The sequence below is a fragment of the Alteromonas sp. S005 genome (assembly GCF_036864475.1).
GTDB lineage: Bacteria > Pseudomonadota > Gammaproteobacteria > Enterobacterales > Alteromonadaceae > Alteromonas.
In genome coordinates, this window is record NZ_JAZETN010000003.1 from 260,083 (window position 1) to 279,840 (window position 19,758).

Sequence of the window (19,758 nt, forward strand, 5' to 3'; positions counted from 1 at the left end):
GTGTAGTGTTGTATGGACGAAACACGTACGCGAACGGGGTAAAAATACGTAGGTGAGAGCTATCGAAGCTTCCGCATGAGCAGAAAACGGTCAATTTTGCGTGCGCTCATTGTCATTGTTCGCTGGCTAAATTTAAGCCACCCACGTGCTCTAGGCCAGTCGTAACTCAACAGCACTAAACCTGCTACGACAAAGATGATAGAGCCAGGGAGTAATGTCAAAACAATTCCGCCAACAAATAAAATTGCCCCTAGAGTAAGTCTTAGTATACGCATTTGCCTAAATTCGATTTGTTACACTTAATGTTCTTGTAGTGTTGCTCAACCTTATTAATTTGCCAAGTGCAAAAGTGTAAATGTTTGTGCATATTTTACATGGCCTGATTCATGTAACATGTAATGGATGCGTAGCGGGTGAGTAATGAATGTGTAATAAGACAGGCATAATACAATTTAACGAATATTGTTGAATAAATAATTGTTTGAACGCTTAAGGCCAGCCATTGTGGTGAAGGCGTCTTGTGCGCTTTTTGTGAACCGTGTAGAAAGTTTATTTGCGATACAAAATACCCCAAACCTTCTAGGGCAGTAATTGTCAGTGCAACTTAAACTAATTATGCTGAAAAGCAGATCAACTAGTGAAGTTGGGTGACGTCTGGCAGTGGAAATCGCTCTGCCGGGCATTTTAGTCTTTGTCTTGGAACTCCCGCGTCCATAAACACGTGTCCGTCTGGTTTAAAACCTATAGATTGATGATATGACACACTTTCCAAATTGCAGATGACTTTAATGATGGGAAGGTTATTTTGCTTTGCGGCCGCTATCAATGCCCCAAACAAAGCGCGGTAAACTGGGAGTGTTCTGTGGCAGCGCTTAACGGCAATTCGGCCTAGTTCGCCTTTTTTTGTTAAGCGCCCGGTGGCAATGGGTTCGTTTTCATCATTAACTAATAGCACATGACATGCAGAGCTATCGTGTTCATCGAATTCGATAGCTTCTGGCACTTGCCACTCTAAAACAAATACATGTTCCCTTAGTGCTTTAAGTCGATGTTTGTCCTTTTCCCAATCGACGTTTTGTATGGTAAACGCCATATATGCCTGTTAATCCTCGTGCCATTCCCAATATCCATTATTAATAAGTGTAGTTAACGTTTCTAAAAATGTAAAAGAAGGCGCATCTTGACAGCAAGTTGCGTTCAAAACGGTAGCCGACGCTAGCACTTCAAACCATTCTTGGTCACTTTTCCCAAAGGCAAATTGACTTCCGTTGACATAAAGAGCACGTGGTAGGCCGCGTTTGCCATCGCAAATTAACGCGCGAATGCCGGGCGCAGGAGCAAAGCTAATGCCTGCTGCGAAATCATTCGAAATCTGCTCTAAGGTGACTTCATCTTCGAGTGGGAATTCCGGAACCCCTTGTTCGCTCATGGCTTCTAGAAGAGAAAGAGTGAAATCTTCACTATTAATAGCGTCTATCAGTTGCTGTTTTAGTGCTGCGACATCGCTAGCATTAACTAGTGTGCTGCTTGACTGTATGGCTCGGCCTGCATCGGTAAAGCGGTAATTTCCAGCACCTTTATCTAGCATCATCGCCAAGCTTTCTGCCAATTGCAGGTTGTCTGGTGCCCGATAACCCACTGAGTAGGTCAGGCTGTCTTCAATCGTAGCGCCATCATGAGGCCAACCTGGCGGCACATACACCACATCGCCAGGTTCACAAATAACGTCTATAACAGGCTCAAAACCTTCAATTTGTCTGAGTTTCGGGTGTGGGTGTATTTCCTTGTATTCTGAAGGTTTGCCTACTCTCCAGCGCCTTTTTCCTTTGCCCTGCACAAGGAACACATCGTATTGGTCGATATGAGCGCCCACGCCTGCTTCGTTTGTAGCGAAGCTAACCATAAGGTCGTCTAGTCGCCAGTTTGGAACAAAAGAAAAAGGTGCGAGGATTGGCGCAACGTCTGGTACATATTTATCTACGCCCTGAACGAGAAGGGTCCACTTACCCTTGCACGCCTTTTCAAAGTCGCTAATTGGACCTTGCTCAACGTGCCAATTTCCTTGGTGATTGCTTATGATTCGTGCGTCGACATCAGACTCTTGTGCGAGCCCAGCTAAGTCGTTTTCATCGATCGGATCTGCAAAGTTTGGAAAGAAACTTTTTATTACAGCTGGCTTTTGCTGCCAGTAATGCTTTAAAAAAGTTTCTGCATTAAAGCCTGTACCTGTTTTTACATCAATAAAGTACGTATTGTCGTTGGTGCTCATAGCATCTCTTGTTTGTAAGCCAATTTAGTGGAGTCTCCTCACTACGCTTAGTGATACAAAAAGCGTGATTTCAATGCCGAATAGTTTACGAATTAGCGCACTACATGTGCGAAAGCGTAAACGTAGCGTTTAAACGAGGGGAATAGTGTCTAAGCGGCATTATCGATTATTGAAAAAGGGAATGCCACCTTAGTGGGCTTCTTTAAAAGATATAGGCATTTAACGAATCATTTTTGACCTTAATCTGAGTGTGATAACACCTGTGTAGGCTCATATTTTTTAACAGTGGGTCGCAGCAGTTCGCTGCTTTTCTATCCTTCTCATGTAGGGCGGGAGTATTTTCGGTGAGATAAGCGGATCCTTCGGTTACTGGTTTAGACGCTTTAACGGAAGAGGTGCTGAGCATGTGGTAAGTTGTATCACATATCGCGATAGTGTTAGGAGCGGTAAATTGCTCTAGCATTGCTGCCTTGTTTACGGTTGATCCCCAGATATCAAAGCCGACAGATATGCGTGAAGAGAAGCCCATGAGTAGAGCACCTGAAGCAATACCTACGCGAAGCTGACAACTTGTAGATACTAGCAAGGTGTTGCTACTGACCTGATCACGGGTCTTCATTGCAAACTCAATAGCATGATTTGCAACCTCTTTGAAAGTAATTCCAGGTTCATCTTGATATGCGTAGTATAAAGAAGGTTCAACAAGACTATTGTTGCAACAAAACCCTACTGCAATGTACTGGTCCCCGTTGGTTTTTAAAGGTATGAGCTGAAACTCGCTGGCGATGTTATCGAATTGACTAAATAGTGCTTCTACAATACCAGTACACATCATGTCACCGTATTGCTCCGCCAGACATTGGTAATTCGACAGATCACAAAAGATCACAACGGCGTTGTGCACCTTATGTTTTAGTCTAGGAGCATTACTTTCACCGCTTTCTCCATTTTTATTTTCTTGGAAGGTAAAGGCGTAATAGCTGCCAAACGCTGGACTGTTGTGCTCTTTCGGCACGACACCCTCAGTATCGCCAGTATTGTGTAAGTCCATCTACATGCTCCCAATTAATATCCATTTAACGGTTAAATAAAAAGTAGGTATAAAAAAACGCGGTATTTTGACCGCGTTTTTAGTGTATTGGAAAGGCGTAGCCCTTATAACTGATCTACCAGCCTGATTGCATCACCAATGTAAGTTGCTGGCGATAAGGCTTTTAGCTCTGCTTTCGCAGTATCAGGCATGTCTAAATTATCGATAAACTCGGCAATAACCTCAGCATTTACTTTCTTACCACGAGTTAACTCTTTAAGTTTCTCATATGGCTTTTCAATACCGTAACGGCGCATTACTGTTTGAATAGGCTCTGCTAATAGTTCCCAGTTGTTGTCTAGTTCGTTAAGCAAGCTTTGCTCGTTAACTTCTAGCTTACTAATACCTTTTAGCGTGGCTTGATAAGCGATAACCGCATATCCTACACCTACGCCAAGGTTACGAAGAACCGTTGAATCGGTAAGGTCACGCTGCCAGCGAGAGATTGGCAGTTTTGCAGCAAGGTGGTCAAAGATAGCATTGGCTAAACCTAGGTTACCCTCTGAGTTTTCAAAATCGATAGGGTTAACTTTATGCGGCATAGTGGATGAGCCAATTTCGCCAGCCACTGTTTTTTGCTTAAAGTGACCAAGTGCAATGTAACCCCAAACGTCGCGATCGAAATCGATAAGAATGGTGTTAAAGCGGGCAATAGCATCGAACAATTCAGCGATATAATCGTGAGGCTCGATTTGCGTAGTGAACGGGTTCCAGGTAAGGCCAAGTGAGGTAACGAACTTCTCTGAAACATCGTGCCAATCTACATCTTTATAGGCCGACAAGTGCGCATTGTAGTTGCCTACAGCACCGTTAATCTTGCCGAGCAGTTCAACGTTCGCAATTTGACTGCGCTGACGCTTCAATCGAATAGCCACGTTTGCCATCTCTTTACCCATAGTAGTAGGCGAGGCAGGCTGACCGTGGGTACGGGCCATCATAGGTACATTCTGATAACGCTTGGCAAGTTCTACTAGCGCTTCGATTAATTTGTCACAGTAAGGAAGAATAACCGTTTCACGGGCTTCATGAAGCATCAAACCGTGTGAAAGGTTGTTAATGTCTTCAGACGTACACGCAAAGTGAATGAACTCGTTAACCGCAGAAAGCTCACTGTTGTCAGCTACTTTCTCTTTAAGGAAGTATTCAACGGCTTTTACGTCGTGATTTGTAGTGCGCTCAATTTCTTTGATGCGCATAGCATCTTCAACGCTAAATCCAGCAACAATTTGGTCTAATAGCGCATTTGACGTGTCTGAAAAGGCAGGAACTTCTTCAATTTGAGGGTTAGTAGAAAGCATTTGTAACCAACGTACTTCTACTTCTACACGGTATTTTAACAAGCCGTACTCACTGAAAATACTGCGTAATTCTACGCTTTTGCCAGCATATCGACCATCGACAGGGGAAATTGCAGTTAACTGACTCAGTTCCACCTTAAGCTCCTCACTAGTTTATTAATCGTAGTGCTTTAACAGCACTGTTAAGAATGTGTTTGCGTTTAAATAATATGTTTCTTCGTTTACCGCCCATCTGACGCCACATTACCGCTGCCCTTACGCCCGCAAGTAAAAGGGCACGCACTTTGTGCTGATTAGCAGGTTGGCTCAAATAATCTGGGTTGCCCGCCACCTGAATACGCGGAGCTAACGGACTGATGATATCGCTGTAAATACTTGCTAATGAGGACACAATTTGCGGATTTTGAAAGTCAACGTGCGCAAGCTGTCGTTGAACATGTGAGATACGTTCGCCCAATTCCTGCATAGCTTTAGGCTTTCTGGCTAGCTTTCTTTCAAGACCTAAGATGCTTGCGATATAGCGCGTTAGCTCTGTGTCTTTCGTTGCTTGCTTGTCAGATAATTGTGCAGCAAGAGTGGTGTAACCGGTTTTTAGATTAGACAGTTGCCCAAACACCTGTTGGGGAGTTTCTGGGTCGGTAACCAGTATGCTTGATAAACTTGCTTCGATAGCTTCGTTTTCAGCAGAGCCTCGTCTGGCTAGCTGCTGCACTAGCGCAGCAGCTTGACATACCCCCGCTAGGGCCAAATTGTTTTCTATATCGGTATCTAGCATCAGCGAATGTAACTCTCGATAATTCCGCCGCCAAGGCAGACTTCTTCACTGTAAAATACCGCCGACTGGCCCGGTGTTACCGCTTTTTGTGGCTCGTCAAACACAACTTCGATGGTGTCGTTTTCAGTTGGCGTGATAGTACAGGGGATATCCGCCTGACGATAACGCGTCTTTACCACCGCGCGCATAGGCTCGATAATCGCTTTTCTATCCACCCAGTGCAGCTGCTTGGCTACTAACCCTTTTGAATAAAGGCGAGGGTGATCAGCACCTTGGCCAACAATAAGTACATTGCGGGCAACGTCTTTATCAACAACATACCAAGGATCATCACCGTACTTAGCTAAACCGCCAATGTGAAGGCCTTTACGCTGACCTAAAGTGTGATACATCAAGCCTTCGTGTTGCCCAATTTCTTCACCTTCGGCGGTTTCGATAACGCCAGGCTGCGCGGGAAGGTAACGAGCTAGAAAGTCTTTGAACTTTCGTTCGCCGATAAAACAGATCCCTGTAGAATCTTTCTTATCATGAGTAATAAGTCCTTGCTCTTCCGCGATTTTGCGCACCAATGGCTTTTCAATATCGCCCACAGGGAAAAGGGTTTTAGCAACGTGTTCTTCGCCCAGGGTATACAGAAAGTAGCTTTGGTCTTTATTGTTGTCGAGACCGCGCAACATTTGCCATTTTCCATCTACTTCACGGCGACGAACGTAATGGCCCGTGGCAATATAGTCTGCGCCAAGATCTTCTGCTGCAAACTCAAGAAACGCTTTAAACTTAATTTCTTTGTTGCACATTATGTCTGGGTTGGGAGTACGGCCTGCTTTGTATTCTTCTAAAAAATACTCGAACACGTTATCCCAGTACTCAGCAGCAAAGTTGATAGTGTGTAGCTCAATACCAAGCTTGTCAGCAACCGCTTGGGCATCTTTTAAATCTTCCGCGGCGGCACAGTATTCATCGTTATCATCTTCTTCCCAGTTTTTCATGAAAAGACCTTCAACCTGATAGCCCTGCTGTTGGAGCAGGTAGGCTGAAACAGACGAATCGACACCGCCGGACATACCGACGATCACTTTTTTGCTGGCGTTAGATTCAATATCACTCACTACGGATTGCACACTCATTTAATTAATAAAAAAGAAACCTTATTTGCCCATGGTGTCATGCATTAACATACTTATGAATTTGCCAATACAGTTACTCATTTGCTGGGCTATTTCACCAAGCTACTATGTGAGCTTTAACGTAAGTTACCAAGAATAAATAGGTCTGTTTTCGAGGTCGCGGATTTTATCAGATTCCGATCGGTAATTCACATTTAATCCTTATCTGATTAAGTAATTAAATATGTGCGTGAGCATGCTTGGTTCTCAATGCACAAATGTCTCTGTACGTTAATGAGTACTACAAGGCACAGCAAGGCCTATCGGTTGATATATTTCCAGCTTCTCGGTGCCACATTAGTGTGGTCGTCAAAGTTGAATTCAAGCATGGGAATTGCTTTTATCATCAAAAAGTCACGTATTTGCCATTTGCAATACCATCTATGGTCCAGCTGCCTACTCGATATCTTATGAGGCGAAGGGTAGGGAAACCTACATGCGCTGTCATACGTCTTACTTGTCGGTTTCTGCCTTCTGTGATGGTAATTGCCACCCAGCTAGTTGGAATAGATTGTCGAAAGCGCACAGGTGGGTTTCTTGGCCAAACATCAGGTTCTTTCATCGCTTTTACTTTTGCTGGGCGGGTCATGCCGTCCTTTAATTCGACACCATCGCGAAGCGCCTGCATTGCTTTTTCGTCCATAACACCTTCCACCTGCACCCAATAGGTTTTGCTCGTCTTGGCGTTGGGGTTTGCAAGTTTGTGTTGAAGCTTACCATCATTAGTCAGTACTAAGAGGCCTTCAGAATCTCGGTCTAGACGCCCCGCTGCGTAGACATCGGGAATATCTATATAATCTTTTAGCGTCTCTCTACCGTCCGCATCGGTGAATTGAGAAAGAACTTGAAAAGGCTTATTAAATAGCACCACTTTGGCGTTTGAAGACATGTTACTTCCGCTTGTTGAATGTCGAGATATCGAGGGGATTTTACTTTAAATCGAATTAACGCGCTTGAGAAAATTCAGCACAAATAGCCGTTTGTGCACGGTAGTTTGTCGATAAATTCGGTGATCTTATGTGCTAAGACAATGGTATGACTTGTAACTCAAACTTTCGACCCTATACTAATGGTCGCTCCCATTTTTATAAGAGAGCGCATCTGCATAATTATTAGACAGTTTTAGCAGTGACAAGCGGGCTTGCTTGTACATCAGACTTCGCCGCTTTGTGTAACTATTAAGTTAAGCGCATGGCTACGAGGGTCTTATTGCTAACATAGGGAATTGAATAATGTGTGGGGAAGAAAACAGCAAGTGACCTAATGCTTAATAAAAGCAAAAGGTGGAAAACATCAAATACGTTTCGCAATGACTGTGGGCGTAACATGAAACATGTTACGGGTTGTTGCGACCTAATGGACTAAAGACGACAGTACCCTGTCGAAAAAATTGAGGTATATAATGACCAAGTCTAAGATCATCTATACGAAGACTGATGAAGCGCCAATGCTGGCGACTTATTCACTTCTTCCAATCATCCAGAAGTTTGCCGCAGCTGCAGATATCGACGTTGAGCTAAGCGATATTTCATTAGCTGCGCGTGTATTGGCAAATTTTCCTGAGTACCTTTCTGAAGAACAAAAAGTGCCAGACGCGTTAGCTGAACTGGGTGAGATGACCCAAGACCCGAACGTTAACATCATCAAGCTTCCAAACATCAGTGCCTCAATTCCTCAGCTTCGTGCAACGATTAAAGAATTAAACGATAAAGGCTTTAACGTACCAGCGTTTCCTGATGCACCAAAAAACTCTGAAGAAGAAGAGATTCGTGAGCGTTACGGTAAGGTACTAGGCAGTGCGGTTAACCCAGTATTGCGTGAAGGTAACTCAGACCGTCGCGCGCCTACTGCTGTTAAAAATTATGCGCGCAAACACCCGCATTCAATGGGTGAGTGGTCTCAAGCATCTCGTTCACACGTAGCGCACATGCGCGGCGGTGACTTCTACTCGGGTGAGAAGTCAGTGGCAGTAGAAAAAGACGGTCACGTTAGCATTGAATTTACTGGCAAAGATGGTAGCAAGAAAACCCTCAAGCCTCGCGTAGACCTGCTCGCTGGCGAAGTGATCGACGGCATGTTCATGAGTAAAAAAGCGCTGTGCGAGTTCTTCGAAGAGCAAATTGAAGATGCGAAGAACACAGGCGTTCTATTCTCACTACACGTAAAAGCGACCATGATGAAGGTGTCTCACCCAATCGTATTCGGTCACTGTGTGAAAGTGTTCTACAAAGATCTATTCAACAAATGGGGTGACCTGTTTGAAGAGCTTGGTGTAAATCCGAACAATGGTCTTGGTAGCGTTTACGACAAAATCGCTAGCCTACCTGAAAGCCAGCGTTCTGAAATTCAAAAAGACATCAACGCGTGTTATGCAGACCGTCCGCCAATTGCGATGGTTAACTCTGACAAAGGTATCTCTAACCTTCACGTACCAAGTGACGTGATTGTAGACGCGTCTATGCCTGCAATGATCCGTAACTCTGGTCAAATGTGGGGACCAGATGGAAAGGCGCACGATACTAAAGCGGTTATCCCTGAAAGTACCTACGCCACTATTTACCAAGAAGTTATTAACTTCTGTAAGACACATGGTGCATTCGATCCAACAACAATGGGTACAGTACCTAACGTTGGTCTAATGGCGCAAAAAGCCGAAGAGTACGGCTCTCACGATAAAACGTTTGAGCTAGAAGCAGATGGCACGGTATCAATTGTTGACCAAGACGGTAACGTTCTTATCTCTCACGATGTTGAAGAAGGTGATATCTGGCGTATGTGTCAGGTGAAAGATGCACCTATTCAAGATTGGGTTAAGCTAGCAGTGACCCGCTCACGTCAATCGGGCATGCCTGCAGTATTTTGGCTAGACGATGAGCGTGCTCACGACGCGCAGCTTATCAAGAAAGTTGAAAAGTATCTGCAAGACCACGATACCAATGGCCTAGACATTCAAATTATGTCTCCTGTACGCGCTATTCGCTACAGCATGGAACGTGCACTTCGCGGTCTAGATACTATTTCAGTAACAGGTAACGTACTTCGTGACTACCTAACTGACTTGTTCCCAATTCTAGAGCTGGGTACAAGTGCTAAAATGCTATCAATCGTTCCATTGATGGCTGGCGGCGGTCTTTATGAGACTGGTGCGGGCGGTAGTGCACCTAAGCACGTACAACAGTTTGTTGAAGAAGGTCACTTGCGTTGGGACTCACTCGGTGAATTCCTTGCGCTAGCGGTATCGCTAGAAGACGTTGCGATTAAACACAGCAATACTAAAGCAAAGGTAATTGCAACTGCCCTTGATAAGGCAACTGAGAAGCTACTTAACAACGGTAAGTCGCCACTTCGCAAAGCAGGCCAACTTGACAACCGTGGTAGCCATGTTTACCTAGGTCTATACTGGGCTGAAGAAGTAGCAAACCAAACTGAAGATGCAGACTTAGCAGCGCAGTTTAAGCCAGTGTATGAAGAGTTATCTGCAAAAATTGATGACATCTTGGCTGAAATTGATTCGACTCAAGGTAGCGCTCAAGAAATTGGCGGTTACTACTACCCAGACGAAGATAAGCTTTTCGCAACAATGTCTCCTAGCCAGACATTAAAAGCGATTCTTGGCGCATAGATTTTTGACCGTAATTATAGCGTTTAGACGCGATTGTATTATTGCAATCACGTAAGCTTATTTAGACAACTGTTAGTGTTATCTAAATACATTTTGAAAGCCCGCTTGCAGATGTAAGCGGGCTTTTTTTATGCAGTTTTTAAGTGAAAAAGGGTGACAAAAGGGGAGAGTAAAGTTCGTATATTAGGAAGGTTTTAAATTACTAGGTTGGCAAAATTAGTAAATGGCTTAACAATAAAGAGCGCGATATATACTGGCTATAAAAAAATGTGAAAGTACGTAAATTGAAAACTTAGCGCGTTGCCTGTCTACGGACAACAGTTCGCGCAAACGAGTTATAGGAATATTGGTAAGTGTGTAATCTTAAAAATTAATAATAAAACGAAAAGGAAGGGCTTAAAAGCTTTAGGGATAGAAGGGTTTTAGAGCACTCTGTTAGACAATTCAAAGACACCAAAATATCTGACGTCCAATAACGCCAAAATAATTTCCACATAGCAAAAGCTTATAGCAAGAAAATCAAAAGCCCGACGCAAGGGTCAGGCTTTTTAAATTCTTTTTTAACGCTCTGGTTCTTCTTTGAAGCCAATGTTCTCAGCGTGAAGACCTTTAGGGCCTTGCTGAACTTCGAACGTCACTTCCTGACCTGCTTTTAGCGAACGATAGCCTTCCATTTGAATCGTAGAGTAATGTGCGAAAATATCTTCACCACCATCCTCAGGCACGATAAATCCAAAACCCTTTGCGTTGTTAAACCATTTAACTTTGCCAACCGCCATACTTCGACTTCCTCTTAATCCTTGAACTCACGAGTATCTGCCCCCATTATAGATCCGGAGACACGGTGGAAAGAGTATTGACTATAGAAACTTTAAAGTGACTGCTTTAGAGTGACAAACGTGCAATACTCAAAACCACAATACAAAATGTAGATTTTTTAACCATATTATGTCAAGGGCAAATGTGAATAAATTTATACAAAAGTTTGTACACATAAGCGCCGGTATACCACTATTATTAAGTTATGAGTAAAGACAACGCTATTAGTATCGAAAAGGAAAAACAAAAAGACGCGCAGCGACAAAAGCCGCAGCCGCCTCCCATGTATAAAGTGTTGTTAAACAATGACGACTATACACCGATGGATTTTGTCATTGAGGTACTCAAAAAATTTTTCAATATGGATGATGAGAAAGCCAACCAACTTATGCTGACCGTTCATTATGAAGGAAAAGCCGTGTGTGGCATTTTCACTGCTGAGATAGCAGAGACAAAAGTGATGCAGGTTAATCAGTACGCACGCAAGCATCAGCACCCGCTGATGTGCACGATGGAGCAAGCATAAGGTTTTTTGTAGAGGGCGAGCAATATGTTAAATAAAGAATTAGAACAAACGTTAAATGATGCGTTTGTATTTGCCAGAGAGCACCGTCACGAGTTTATGACGGTTGAGCACTTGTTGTTGGCATTGCTTGATAACTCAGCTGCTCGTGATGCGCTTAAAGCGTGTGGTGCCGATATCGAGGCAATTAAAAGCGAACTCCTATCGTTTGTTAAAGATACCACGCCACTTATTTTGGACGACCAATTAAACGAACGGGAAACACAGCCAACGCTAGGTTTCCAGCGTGTTCTTCAGCGTGCGGTATTTCACGTTCAATCGTCAGGCAAAGATGAAGTGACCGGCGCCAATGTGTTAGTTGCTATTTTTAGCGAACAAGAGTCGCAGGCGGTTTACATCCTAAAGAAAGCTGATGTAACTCGTCTAGATGTTGTGAACTTTATTAGTCACGGCGTTAGTAAATCGGATGACGATGAGCCAGTTAATCCCGAAGCATCTGAGGAAGGTGAATCAGGTGAAGAGGGCGGTTCTGCATTAAGTAAATATGCTACTGACCTAAATCGTCATGCGAAAGATGGAAAAATTGACCCACTTATCGGTCGCGATGCAGAAGTAGAACGCACCATTCAAATTCTGTGTCGTCGCCGTAAAAACAATCCGTTACTTGTGGGTGAAGCTGGTGTAGGTAAAACTGCAATAGCCGAAGGCCTAGCGTATAGGATTGTAAACGATGACGTACCTGATGTTATTGCAGAGAGCACCGTATATTCATTGGATTTGGGTGGCCTGTTAGCTGGCACCAAATATCGTGGAGATTTTGAAAAGCGCTTAAAAGCGATTTTGAAAGAGCTTGGCAAAGATAAGCATGCAATTCTGTTTATTGACGAAATACACACCATCATTGGTGCTGGAGCGGCTTCAGGCGGCGTAATGGATGCGTCTAACTTGCTCAAGCCTAAACTATCAAGCGGCGAACTTCGCTGCATTGGCTCAACTACCTATCAAGAGTACCAGGGTATTTTTGAAAAGGATCGTGCACTTGCTCGTCGCTTCCAAAAAGTAGATGTGACTGAACCAAGCGTAAGCGATACGACCAAGATACTGCTTGGGCTCAAGAGTCGCTATGAAGAGCACCACAATGTGCGCTTTACGCAAAAGGCGATTCAGGCGGCTGCTGAACTGTCAGCGAAATATATTAATGAGCGTCATCTTCCAGATAAAGCGATTGATGTTATGGACGAAGCCGGCGCGAGCCAGCGTCTGTTGCCACCGTCTAAACGCAAGAAGACAATTAATGTAGGCGACATTGAGCAAATTATTGCGAAAATGGCACGTATCCCTGAGAAGTCTGTATCGGCGTCTGACAAAGAGGTTCTCAAGAACCTAGGTCGTAACCTTAAGATGGTGGTGTTCGGTCAGGACAAAGCCATAGAAACGCTAAATGACGCTATTTTGTTATCGCGCTCAGGTCTAGGAAATGAAGCAAAACCTATTGGTAGTTTCCTGTTTGCTGGCCCTACCGGGGTGGGTAAAACAGAGGTAACACAACAATTAGCGAAAACTATGGGGGTTGAACTGGTGCGTTTCGATATGTCTGAGTACATGGAACGCCATGCAGTTAGCCGTCTTATTGGTGCTCCTCCAGGCTACGTTGGGTTTGACCAAGGTGGCTTGTTAACAGACGCGGTAATTAAAAATCCGTATTCTGTAGTGCTTCTAGACGAGATTGAGAAAGCGCATAGCGATATTTACAATATTCTGCTTCAAGTTATGGATCACGGCACACTTACAGATAACAACGGCCGTAAGGTGGATTTCAGAAATGTTGTTTTGGTGATGACCACCAACGCAGGTGTGCAGGAGACGGTGCGTAAGTCTATAGGCTTCAAACAGCAAGACCACAGCCACGATGCAATGTCTGAAATCAACAAGGTGTTTACCCCTGAATTCAGGAACCGTCTTGATGGAATTATTTGGTTTAATCACCTTGAGCCAGAGATTATTCTACAGGTGGTTGATAAGTTTATTATCGAGCTTCAGGCGCAGCTTGACGTTAAAGGTGTCTCGCTAGAGGTAACCAGCGCTGCACGTGCTTACATGGCCGAGAAGGGCTATGACAAAGCAATGGGCGCACGTCCTATGGCTCGGGTTATTAAAGACGACCTTAAGAAAGAGCTGGCGAATGAATTATTGTTCGGTGAGCTATCTAAAGGTGGAAATGTGAAAGTAGATTGTGTTGATGACAAGCTTACCTTTGAATACTCAGGCGTTGATGCTAAGTCTGAAGAAGCAGAACCAAGCTAGAACAGCACATTAATACTAAGCAGTGACCTAGCGTAGCGTTAGGCGAGAGCCTGTAACAGATTCTGTGTAACTGCCATTAGTTAATGTGCTTTTCGAGGCGTTCCTCGAACTCGATAATAAAACGACTCATCGCCTGACGCCAGTTTTGAATCGGCATCGACCATTTCTTACTGGCGTCTTTTATTGCTAAGTACACCATTTTTCTAGCGGAATCATCGCTGGGGAAGATTTTCCGTTTCTTGATGGCTTTACGGATAACGCTGTTCAACGACTCAATGGCGTTGGTGGTATAAATCGCCTTGCGGATGTCCTCGGGATAGTTGAACAAGGTATTGAGATTATGCCAGTGCGTGCGCCATGACTTTGCAATTTGAGGATACTGGCCGTCCCATGTCTCAGCAAACCGTTCTAGTTCAAGCAGTGCCTCATCTTCTGTTGCTGAGCGGTATACGCGCTTTAAATCTGCCGTGACAGCTTTATAGTCCTTCCACGATACGTATTTAAGTGAGTTACGCACCATGTGTACGATACACAGTTGAATATGCGTTTGCGGGAACACAGCATTAATCGCATCAGGGAAGCCCTTGAGACCATCTACACAGGCGATGAGGATGTCTTCTACACCACGCTGTTGAAGTTCGGTTAGCACGTTTAGCCAGAACTTAGCGCCTTCATTCTCGGCTATCCACATGCCCATCAACTCTTTGTGGCCTTCGGTATTGATGCCCAAGGCCAGGAAGATAGATTTGTTGATGATGCGCTTATCCTGTCGTATTTTCACCACGATACAGTCGAGGTAAACAATCGGGTAAATGGCATCTAACGGGCGCGACTGCCATTCCACAACTTGCTCGATAACTGCATTAGTGACGCGAGAAATCAATGTTGGCGATATCTCTGCACCGTACCATTCATCAAACGCATTGACGATTTCACGGGTACTCATGCCTTGTGCATAAAGCCAGAGGATTTTATCGTCCATGGAGGTGAAACGGGATTGATGCTTTTTAACGAGCTTAGGCTCAAAGGAGCCTTCACGGTCGCGAGGCGTATCAAGTTCAAACTCGCCATCTTCGGTTTTAACTCGCTTGGTGCTCTTACCGTTGCGACTGTTTGATGACGTAGACTTTTGATTTTTCTCGTAGCCAAGATGCTCATCCATTTCTGCGTTCAAAGCCGCTTCAACGGTGATTTTCTTCAACATCTGACTAAATTCGTTTAAGTCCTCAGGAGTTTTAATTCCCTTGGCCGCTTCCTTTGCGAAAGCTTCAAGCTCTTTCTTATTCATGTTCATCTGCCTATCCTTAACTCTCTATAGAGTAAATTGAGATAGGCAGTTACACAAAATTAGTTACAGTCTCTTAGGCGATACAACAGACGTTGTTTATCTTAGCGCTACACTTTCATTTTGACGCTGTAATCACTTGACCCGTCCTAAGATAGGTTGACAGTTTTTAGGCCAGCTCTAGTAGCTGGCCTTTTCGATCGTGCACTTGGTTGGGAGTTTTCATGCCCAAACTAAGGTGCGGTCTCATTTCGTTGTAAATCTTGATTGATTCGGTAACAAGTATGTCTAATTCCTCTATCGTTTTACACCGATAGATTAAGAACTCTTGCTTGAGTATACCGTTTATTCGTTCTGCTAATGCATTTTGATAACAGTCGTAACCATCTGTCATTGAAGGCTGGATCCCATTCGCATTCAACTCATTCTGGTAGACAGCTGAACAGTATTGTAGCCCTCTGTCTGAGTGGTGAACACTGTTACCTGCATATCGTTTATCTTTGACGGCCATCTTCAGTGCTTTGACTACATTTTCAGCCCTCATATCCAAGCTCAAGTGGTGCCCTACAATTTTACGCGTGCGAGAGTCTGTTACTAACGATAGATAGTGTACACCTTGGTCGGATTCGAGATAGGTGATATCGCTAACAAGCACATGCTCTGCATTATGCAGACCTTCTTCCTTAAGTAAATTTGGATGCTTTTTCATCCAATGTTTACTGAATGTAGTTTTGGTAAAGCTCTTCTTTGGCTTAACGAGTAGTCCCTCGCTCCTTAAGTAAGTAAAAAAGCCATCTCGACCTAGTTTAATCCCATGCTCAACCAACTTTGGTTTTATAAGTTTATAGAGCTTACGCGTCCCTATTTGTGGCATATACTTGCGCCAATAAAGTACCCAATCTTTAATTATCGATAGCTCTGCTCTTCTACATTCCATGCGAGAAACAGCTTGGTAAACCGACTGTCTCGATATTCCCACAACCCGGCATGCTGCCGCCAAATTTATTTCTTTTCTTGTTTTGGCTTGCCAGACGTACCGGATAAGTACTTTTTTCTGAGACCCGCTCCATACTCGTTATCCATAATATCTACCATTCCATTAAGGATTTTATTACGGAGCTTTTCGTCAGCTAATTCTCTCTCGAGGCGTTTTATTTTTTCGGCTGGTGTTTCTTTTGAACTTGGCATAAGTGGATGCTGAAATGGTTTCGACCAGTCGAGTCTACCATGCTTTCTGAGCCAAACCAGTACCGTCGACCTTCCTTGTATTCCGAAGTGAGCTTGTGCCTGTTTATAAGTGAATTCGCCTTTTTCTACACGCTCAACTACACCCAATTTAAAAGCTAATGTGTAATCACGCTGTGTGCGCTTAGGTCTTTGATTACTTGAAGTTGTCATAAAGAAGTCCTCTTTATGTCAACGTATTTTAGGACGGGACAACTAGATACGAAAAAGCCCGATATTAATCGGGCTTTTTTATGCGTTACCGCTTAAATGGCTCATTATCTTGCGCGATAAATGATACGACCTTTAGTCAAATCATAAGGAGTCATCTCGACGGTGACCTTATCGCCAGTAAGAATACGGATATAGTTCTTGCGCATTTTACCAGAGATGTGTGCAGTCACTACGTGACCGTTTTCTAGTTCAACGCGGAACATAGTGTTAGGTAGTGTGTCCAACACAGTACCTTCCATTTCAATACAATCTTCTTTTGCCATGTAAAGCAGTTACCTCAGTAATTCAAAATTTTTGCCGCGCAGACCTTACCCAATCTTGGGTGCGGTGTAAAGCAATTAAGTGTCTATTTTACTATTTTTGCTAAATAGATGCCATTCATTGTCACTAAACTGCTCAAATGGCGAAAATTTATGTTTATAAGACATTTTTTTACAGCCATCTACGTAGTACCCCAGATAAACGTATCGATGGCCTAAACTCTTTGCTTGCTCAATTTGCATCAATATCATCCAAGTACCCAAAGAGGCTGAACTATAGTCGGGGTCAAAAAACGTGTAAAGCGCAGAAAGCGCTCCCATGTGCTCGTTGGCATCAACGATATCCGTTACAGCGACTGCAATGAGCTTGTCGCCATCATAGGCCTCTAAATAATGAGTTGTCATCCACTCACATAATACAAAATTTTCAAACTGGGTTTGAGATGGCGGATACATACTGCCATCTGCATGACGCTCTGTAATATAGCGCTCATACAGTGGATAGTACGTTGATTTGGTTTTCTCAACGAGCTGAACGCTAAAACCCTTATTGCTTTTGAGTAGCCGTTTCTGACTACGAGAAGGCGTGAAATCGTGGACCGGTATTCGCACTGATTTACACGCTTGGCAGGCAGGGCAGTGGGGCCGGTAAATTTGCTCGCCGCTTCGACGGAAGCCCGCTTGTATCAGTTGTGAATATCGCCACGCCTGAAAATCATTATTTTCGGCGTACACTAACAACTGCTCTTGCTCATCAGGCAAATAGCTACATGAAAATGATTGCGTTATACCAAACTTCACGGAGTAATCACTCTTGGCTTCCAACGATTAAGGTAGTCTTCAGACAGCCTACCGTCTTCAGTTAAAGTGTGGTTGTTATTTTCGAGTTTTTCAATAAAGATTTCACGCGGTAACACGTTAGCACCTAACGACGACAAGTGTTCAGTAGGAAGCTGGCAATCGATAAACGCCATATCTTGAGATTTCATATGTTCGACCAAAGCCAACATAGCAAGCTTAGATGTGTTGCTTTCTGTATGGAACATAGACTCACCGCAATAAACTTTTCCTATTCCCACGCCATACAGACCGCCAACTAGTGTATCTCCGTTCCATACTTCTACCGAGTGCGCTAAACCCAAACCATTAAGCTGTCGATAGGCGCCAATCATGTCATCGGTTATCCAAGTTTCGCTGTTCAACTCTCCCGTATTGGGGTTCTTACGAGGTGTCGATGAACAGGCCTCTATCACCTGGTCGAACGCATGATTTAAGGTTACCCTATACTTTTTCTTACGAGCGAGTTTCTTAAGGCTTTTCGATGCTACAAAATTGTCAAGTTCGATAATGGCTCTGGGGTCAGGTGACCACCACAACAAAGGTTCATCGTCACTAAACCAAGGGAATATTCCCTGCGAATAAGCTGAAAATAAACGGGCTGGGCTGAGGTCGCCACCGAACGCTAACAGGCCGTTAGGATCTTCCAATGCGGTATCGACAGCAGGGAAGGGGGCGCCTTCTTCTATGTAGTGTAACGCTATCATAATTCAGCCAGAAAAAAGCCCCACAGGATTGTAGGGCTTAAGAGCAGAACTTTAACCTTGCTCAGGCATAGTACCGTCTAGGTACTTTTCGGCGTCAAGCGCAGCCATACAGCCAGTTCCGGCTGATGTTATAGCTTGGCGATAAATGTGGTCGCTCACGTCACCCGCGGCAAATACACCTTCAACACTAGTCTGGGTTGCGTTTCCGTTAGTTCCACTATTCACTACGATATAGCCATCTTTCATTTCTAGTTGGCCATCGAAGATATCAGTGTTTGGCTTGTGGCCGATAGCAACGAAAAGACCCATTACATCAATCTCTTCTGTTGCATCACTGTTGGTATCTTTAATGCGAACCTTAGTTACGCCCATTTCATCACCCAGCACTTCATCAAGCGTACGGTTTAGATGGAGTACCACGTTCCCGTTTTCAGCTTTATCGCGAAGACGTTTCTCTAGAATTTTTTCGCTTCTAAAGCTGTCTCTTCTGTGAATAACGTGTACCTCTGACGCAATGTTTGAAAGGTAAAGTGCTTCTTCAACAGCCGTGTTACCACCACCGATAACCGCTACTTTTTGGTTGCGGTAGAAGAAACCATCACAGGTTGCACAGGCAGATACACCTTTACCCATAAACGCTTGTTCTGACTCTAGGCCTAAATATTTTGCCGAAGCGCCTGTTGCAATGATTAGTGCGTCACAGGTATAGGTACCGCTGTCACCATAAAGGGTGAACGGGCGCTTAGAAAAGTCAGTTTTGTTGATATGGTCGAAAATAATTTCGGTATCGAATTTTTCAGCATGCTTTTGCATACGAACCATTAGGTCAGGACCAGTAAGCCCTTCTGGATCGCCCGGCCAGTTTTCAACTTCTGTGGTGGTAGTAAGCTGTCCGCCTTGTTGAATACCAGTTAACAATACAGGTTCAAGGTTTGCACGTGCAGCGTAAACCGCTGCAGAATAACCCGCGGGGCCTGAACCCAAGATAAGTAGACGGACGTGTCTGCTTTCTGCCATTTTCCTCTCCAAATTATTCACCCATCACGGGCTACTTATAAAATTCTCTTAGAAAGCTAGGTAGGGGCAAAAATTTGTAAATCAAGCACAATACCCAGTTTGTTTTATTATAGTAATCTGCCAACGCAATTTCTGCAGGTTTCATTCAGTTGCTTAATAAAAGACACAACAAATATATGCAACGCACTGCTCAGGCTAAAGCGCTATATGATGCCTTCATGCGCAAAAAATGTCACTTAAAGATGAGGCCAATTTATACCTTTTGATTATTAAGGTCTCTTTAACTTTGTAGTACCTTTTAAGACTATTCACTGAAAGGCATCCAAAC

The 19,758-nt window shown here is 43.9% G+C and carries 18 protein-coding genes; 3 read left to right on the forward strand and 15 right to left on the reverse strand.

What is annotated here, in order from left to right:
- Positions 1-59: 59 nt before the first annotated feature.
- The 8 genes from V7R55_RS06385 to V7R55_RS06420 all read right to left on the reverse strand — a co-directional run bounded on the left by V7R55_RS06385 (position 60) and on the right by V7R55_RS06420 (position 7,487).
- Positions 60-275: a PGPGW domain-containing protein gene (locus V7R55_RS06385; RefSeq protein WP_334058339.1), complete on the reverse strand. Its 216-nt coding sequence runs from the start codon at positions 273-275 to the stop codon at positions 60-62.
- Positions 276-634: 359 nt separating this feature from the next.
- Complete coding sequence (locus V7R55_RS06390) at positions 635-1,093, reverse strand: GNAT family N-acetyltransferase (protein ID WP_334058341.1); 459 nt, start codon at positions 1,091-1,093, stop codon at positions 635-637.
- A gap of 9 nt (positions 1,094-1,102) precedes the next feature.
- Positions 1,103-2,269, reverse strand: a complete 1,167-nt coding sequence (locus V7R55_RS06395; protein ID WP_334058344.1) for a cupin domain-containing protein — start codon at positions 2,267-2,269, stop codon at positions 1,103-1,105.
- A gap of 202 nt (positions 2,270-2,471) precedes the next feature.
- Positions 2,472-3,320, reverse strand: coding sequence for an adenylate/guanylate cyclase domain-containing protein (locus V7R55_RS06400; RefSeq protein ID WP_334058345.1), 849 nt, complete (start codon positions 3,318-3,320; stop codon positions 2,472-2,474).
- A gap of 104 nt (positions 3,321-3,424) precedes the next feature.
- A complete protein-coding gene (gene purB / locus V7R55_RS06405) occupies positions 3,425-4,792 on the reverse strand; it encodes an adenylosuccinate lyase (protein WP_334058347.1) in 1,368 nt (455 codons plus the stop codon).
- Positions 4,793-4,805: 13 nt separating this feature from the next.
- Entirely contained in the window at positions 4,806-5,432 is a 627-nt protein-coding gene (gene hflD, locus V7R55_RS06410; RefSeq protein ID WP_334058349.1) for a high frequency lysogenization protein HflD, read from the reverse strand.
- Positions 5,432-6,541 (reverse strand): tRNA 2-thiouridine(34) synthase MnmA, encoded by a 1,110-nt coding sequence (mnmA, locus tag V7R55_RS06415; RefSeq protein ID WP_438823580.1) that lies wholly within the window; start codon positions 6,539-6,541, stop codon positions 5,432-5,434. Before mnmA ends, hflD begins: the two co-directional genes overlap by 1 nt.
- 403 nt (positions 6,542-6,944) lie before the next feature.
- A complete protein-coding gene (locus V7R55_RS06420; RefSeq protein ID WP_334058351.1) occupies positions 6,945-7,487 on the reverse strand; it encodes a pseudouridine synthase in 543 nt (180 codons plus the stop codon).
- A gap of 513 nt (positions 7,488-8,000) precedes the next feature.
- On the opposite strand from V7R55_RS06420, the gene V7R55_RS06425 reads away from it, so the two are divergent.
- Positions 8,001-10,220 (forward strand): NADP-dependent isocitrate dehydrogenase, encoded by a 2,220-nt coding sequence (locus tag V7R55_RS06425; RefSeq protein WP_334058353.1) that lies wholly within the window; start codon positions 8,001-8,003, stop codon positions 10,218-10,220.
- A 560-nt stretch (positions 10,221-10,780) separates the two neighbouring features.
- Here the strand turns inward: V7R55_RS06425 and cspD are convergent.
- Positions 10,781-10,999, reverse strand: a complete 219-nt coding sequence (cspD, locus tag V7R55_RS06430; RefSeq protein ID WP_014949330.1) for a cold shock domain-containing protein CspD — start codon at positions 10,997-10,999, stop codon at positions 10,781-10,783.
- Between the two features lie 245 nt (positions 11,000-11,244).
- Between cspD and clpS the strand changes: the two genes are divergently transcribed.
- A complete protein-coding gene (clpS, locus tag V7R55_RS06435; protein ID WP_334058354.1) occupies positions 11,245-11,565 on the forward strand; it encodes an ATP-dependent Clp protease adapter ClpS in 321 nt (106 codons plus the stop codon).
- A 24-nt stretch (positions 11,566-11,589) separates the two neighbouring features.
- Positions 11,590-13,866, forward strand: a complete 2,277-nt coding sequence (gene clpA, locus V7R55_RS06440) for an ATP-dependent Clp protease ATP-binding subunit ClpA (protein WP_334058356.1) — start codon at positions 11,590-11,592, stop codon at positions 13,864-13,866.
- Positions 13,867-13,942: 76 nt separating this feature from the next.
- Here the strand turns inward: clpA and V7R55_RS06445 are convergent, their stop codons facing one another.
- The 6 genes from V7R55_RS06445 to trxB all read right to left on the reverse strand — a co-directional run bounded on the left by V7R55_RS06445 (position 13,943) and on the right by trxB (position 19,430).
- The gene (locus V7R55_RS06445; protein WP_334058461.1) at positions 13,943-15,154 is read right to left on the reverse strand and encodes an IS256 family transposase; all 1,212 of its coding nucleotides are present in this window, start codon (positions 15,152-15,154) and stop codon (positions 13,943-13,945) included.
- A 166-nt stretch (positions 15,155-15,320) separates the two neighbouring features.
- A protein-coding gene (locus V7R55_RS06450) for an IS3 family transposase (RefSeq protein WP_334058357.1) occupies positions 15,321-16,549 on the reverse strand; the annotation gives its coding sequence in 2 pieces (ribosomal slippage) (positions 15,321-16,198 and positions 16,198-16,549; 1,230 coding nt in all).
- 104 nt (positions 16,550-16,653) lie between these two features.
- Positions 16,654-16,872: a translation initiation factor IF-1 gene (gene infA, locus V7R55_RS06455; RefSeq protein ID WP_008844395.1), complete on the reverse strand. Its 219-nt coding sequence runs from the start codon at positions 16,870-16,872 to the stop codon at positions 16,654-16,656.
- A 75-nt stretch (positions 16,873-16,947) separates the two neighbouring features.
- Positions 16,948-17,670: an arginyltransferase gene (locus V7R55_RS06460; RefSeq protein ID WP_334058359.1), complete on the reverse strand. Its 723-nt coding sequence runs from the start codon at positions 17,668-17,670 to the stop codon at positions 16,948-16,950.
- Positions 17,667-18,413, reverse strand: coding sequence for a leucyl/phenylalanyl-tRNA--protein transferase (aat, locus tag V7R55_RS06465; RefSeq protein ID WP_334058361.1), 747 nt, complete (start codon positions 18,411-18,413; stop codon positions 17,667-17,669). The genes V7R55_RS06460 and aat overlap by 4 nt, the downstream gene beginning before the upstream one ends.
- Before the next feature lie 51 nt (positions 18,414-18,464).
- Positions 18,465-19,430, reverse strand: coding sequence for a thioredoxin-disulfide reductase (gene trxB / locus V7R55_RS06470; RefSeq protein WP_334058363.1), 966 nt, complete (start codon positions 19,428-19,430; stop codon positions 18,465-18,467).
- Positions 19,431-19,758: the final 328 nt, after the last annotated feature.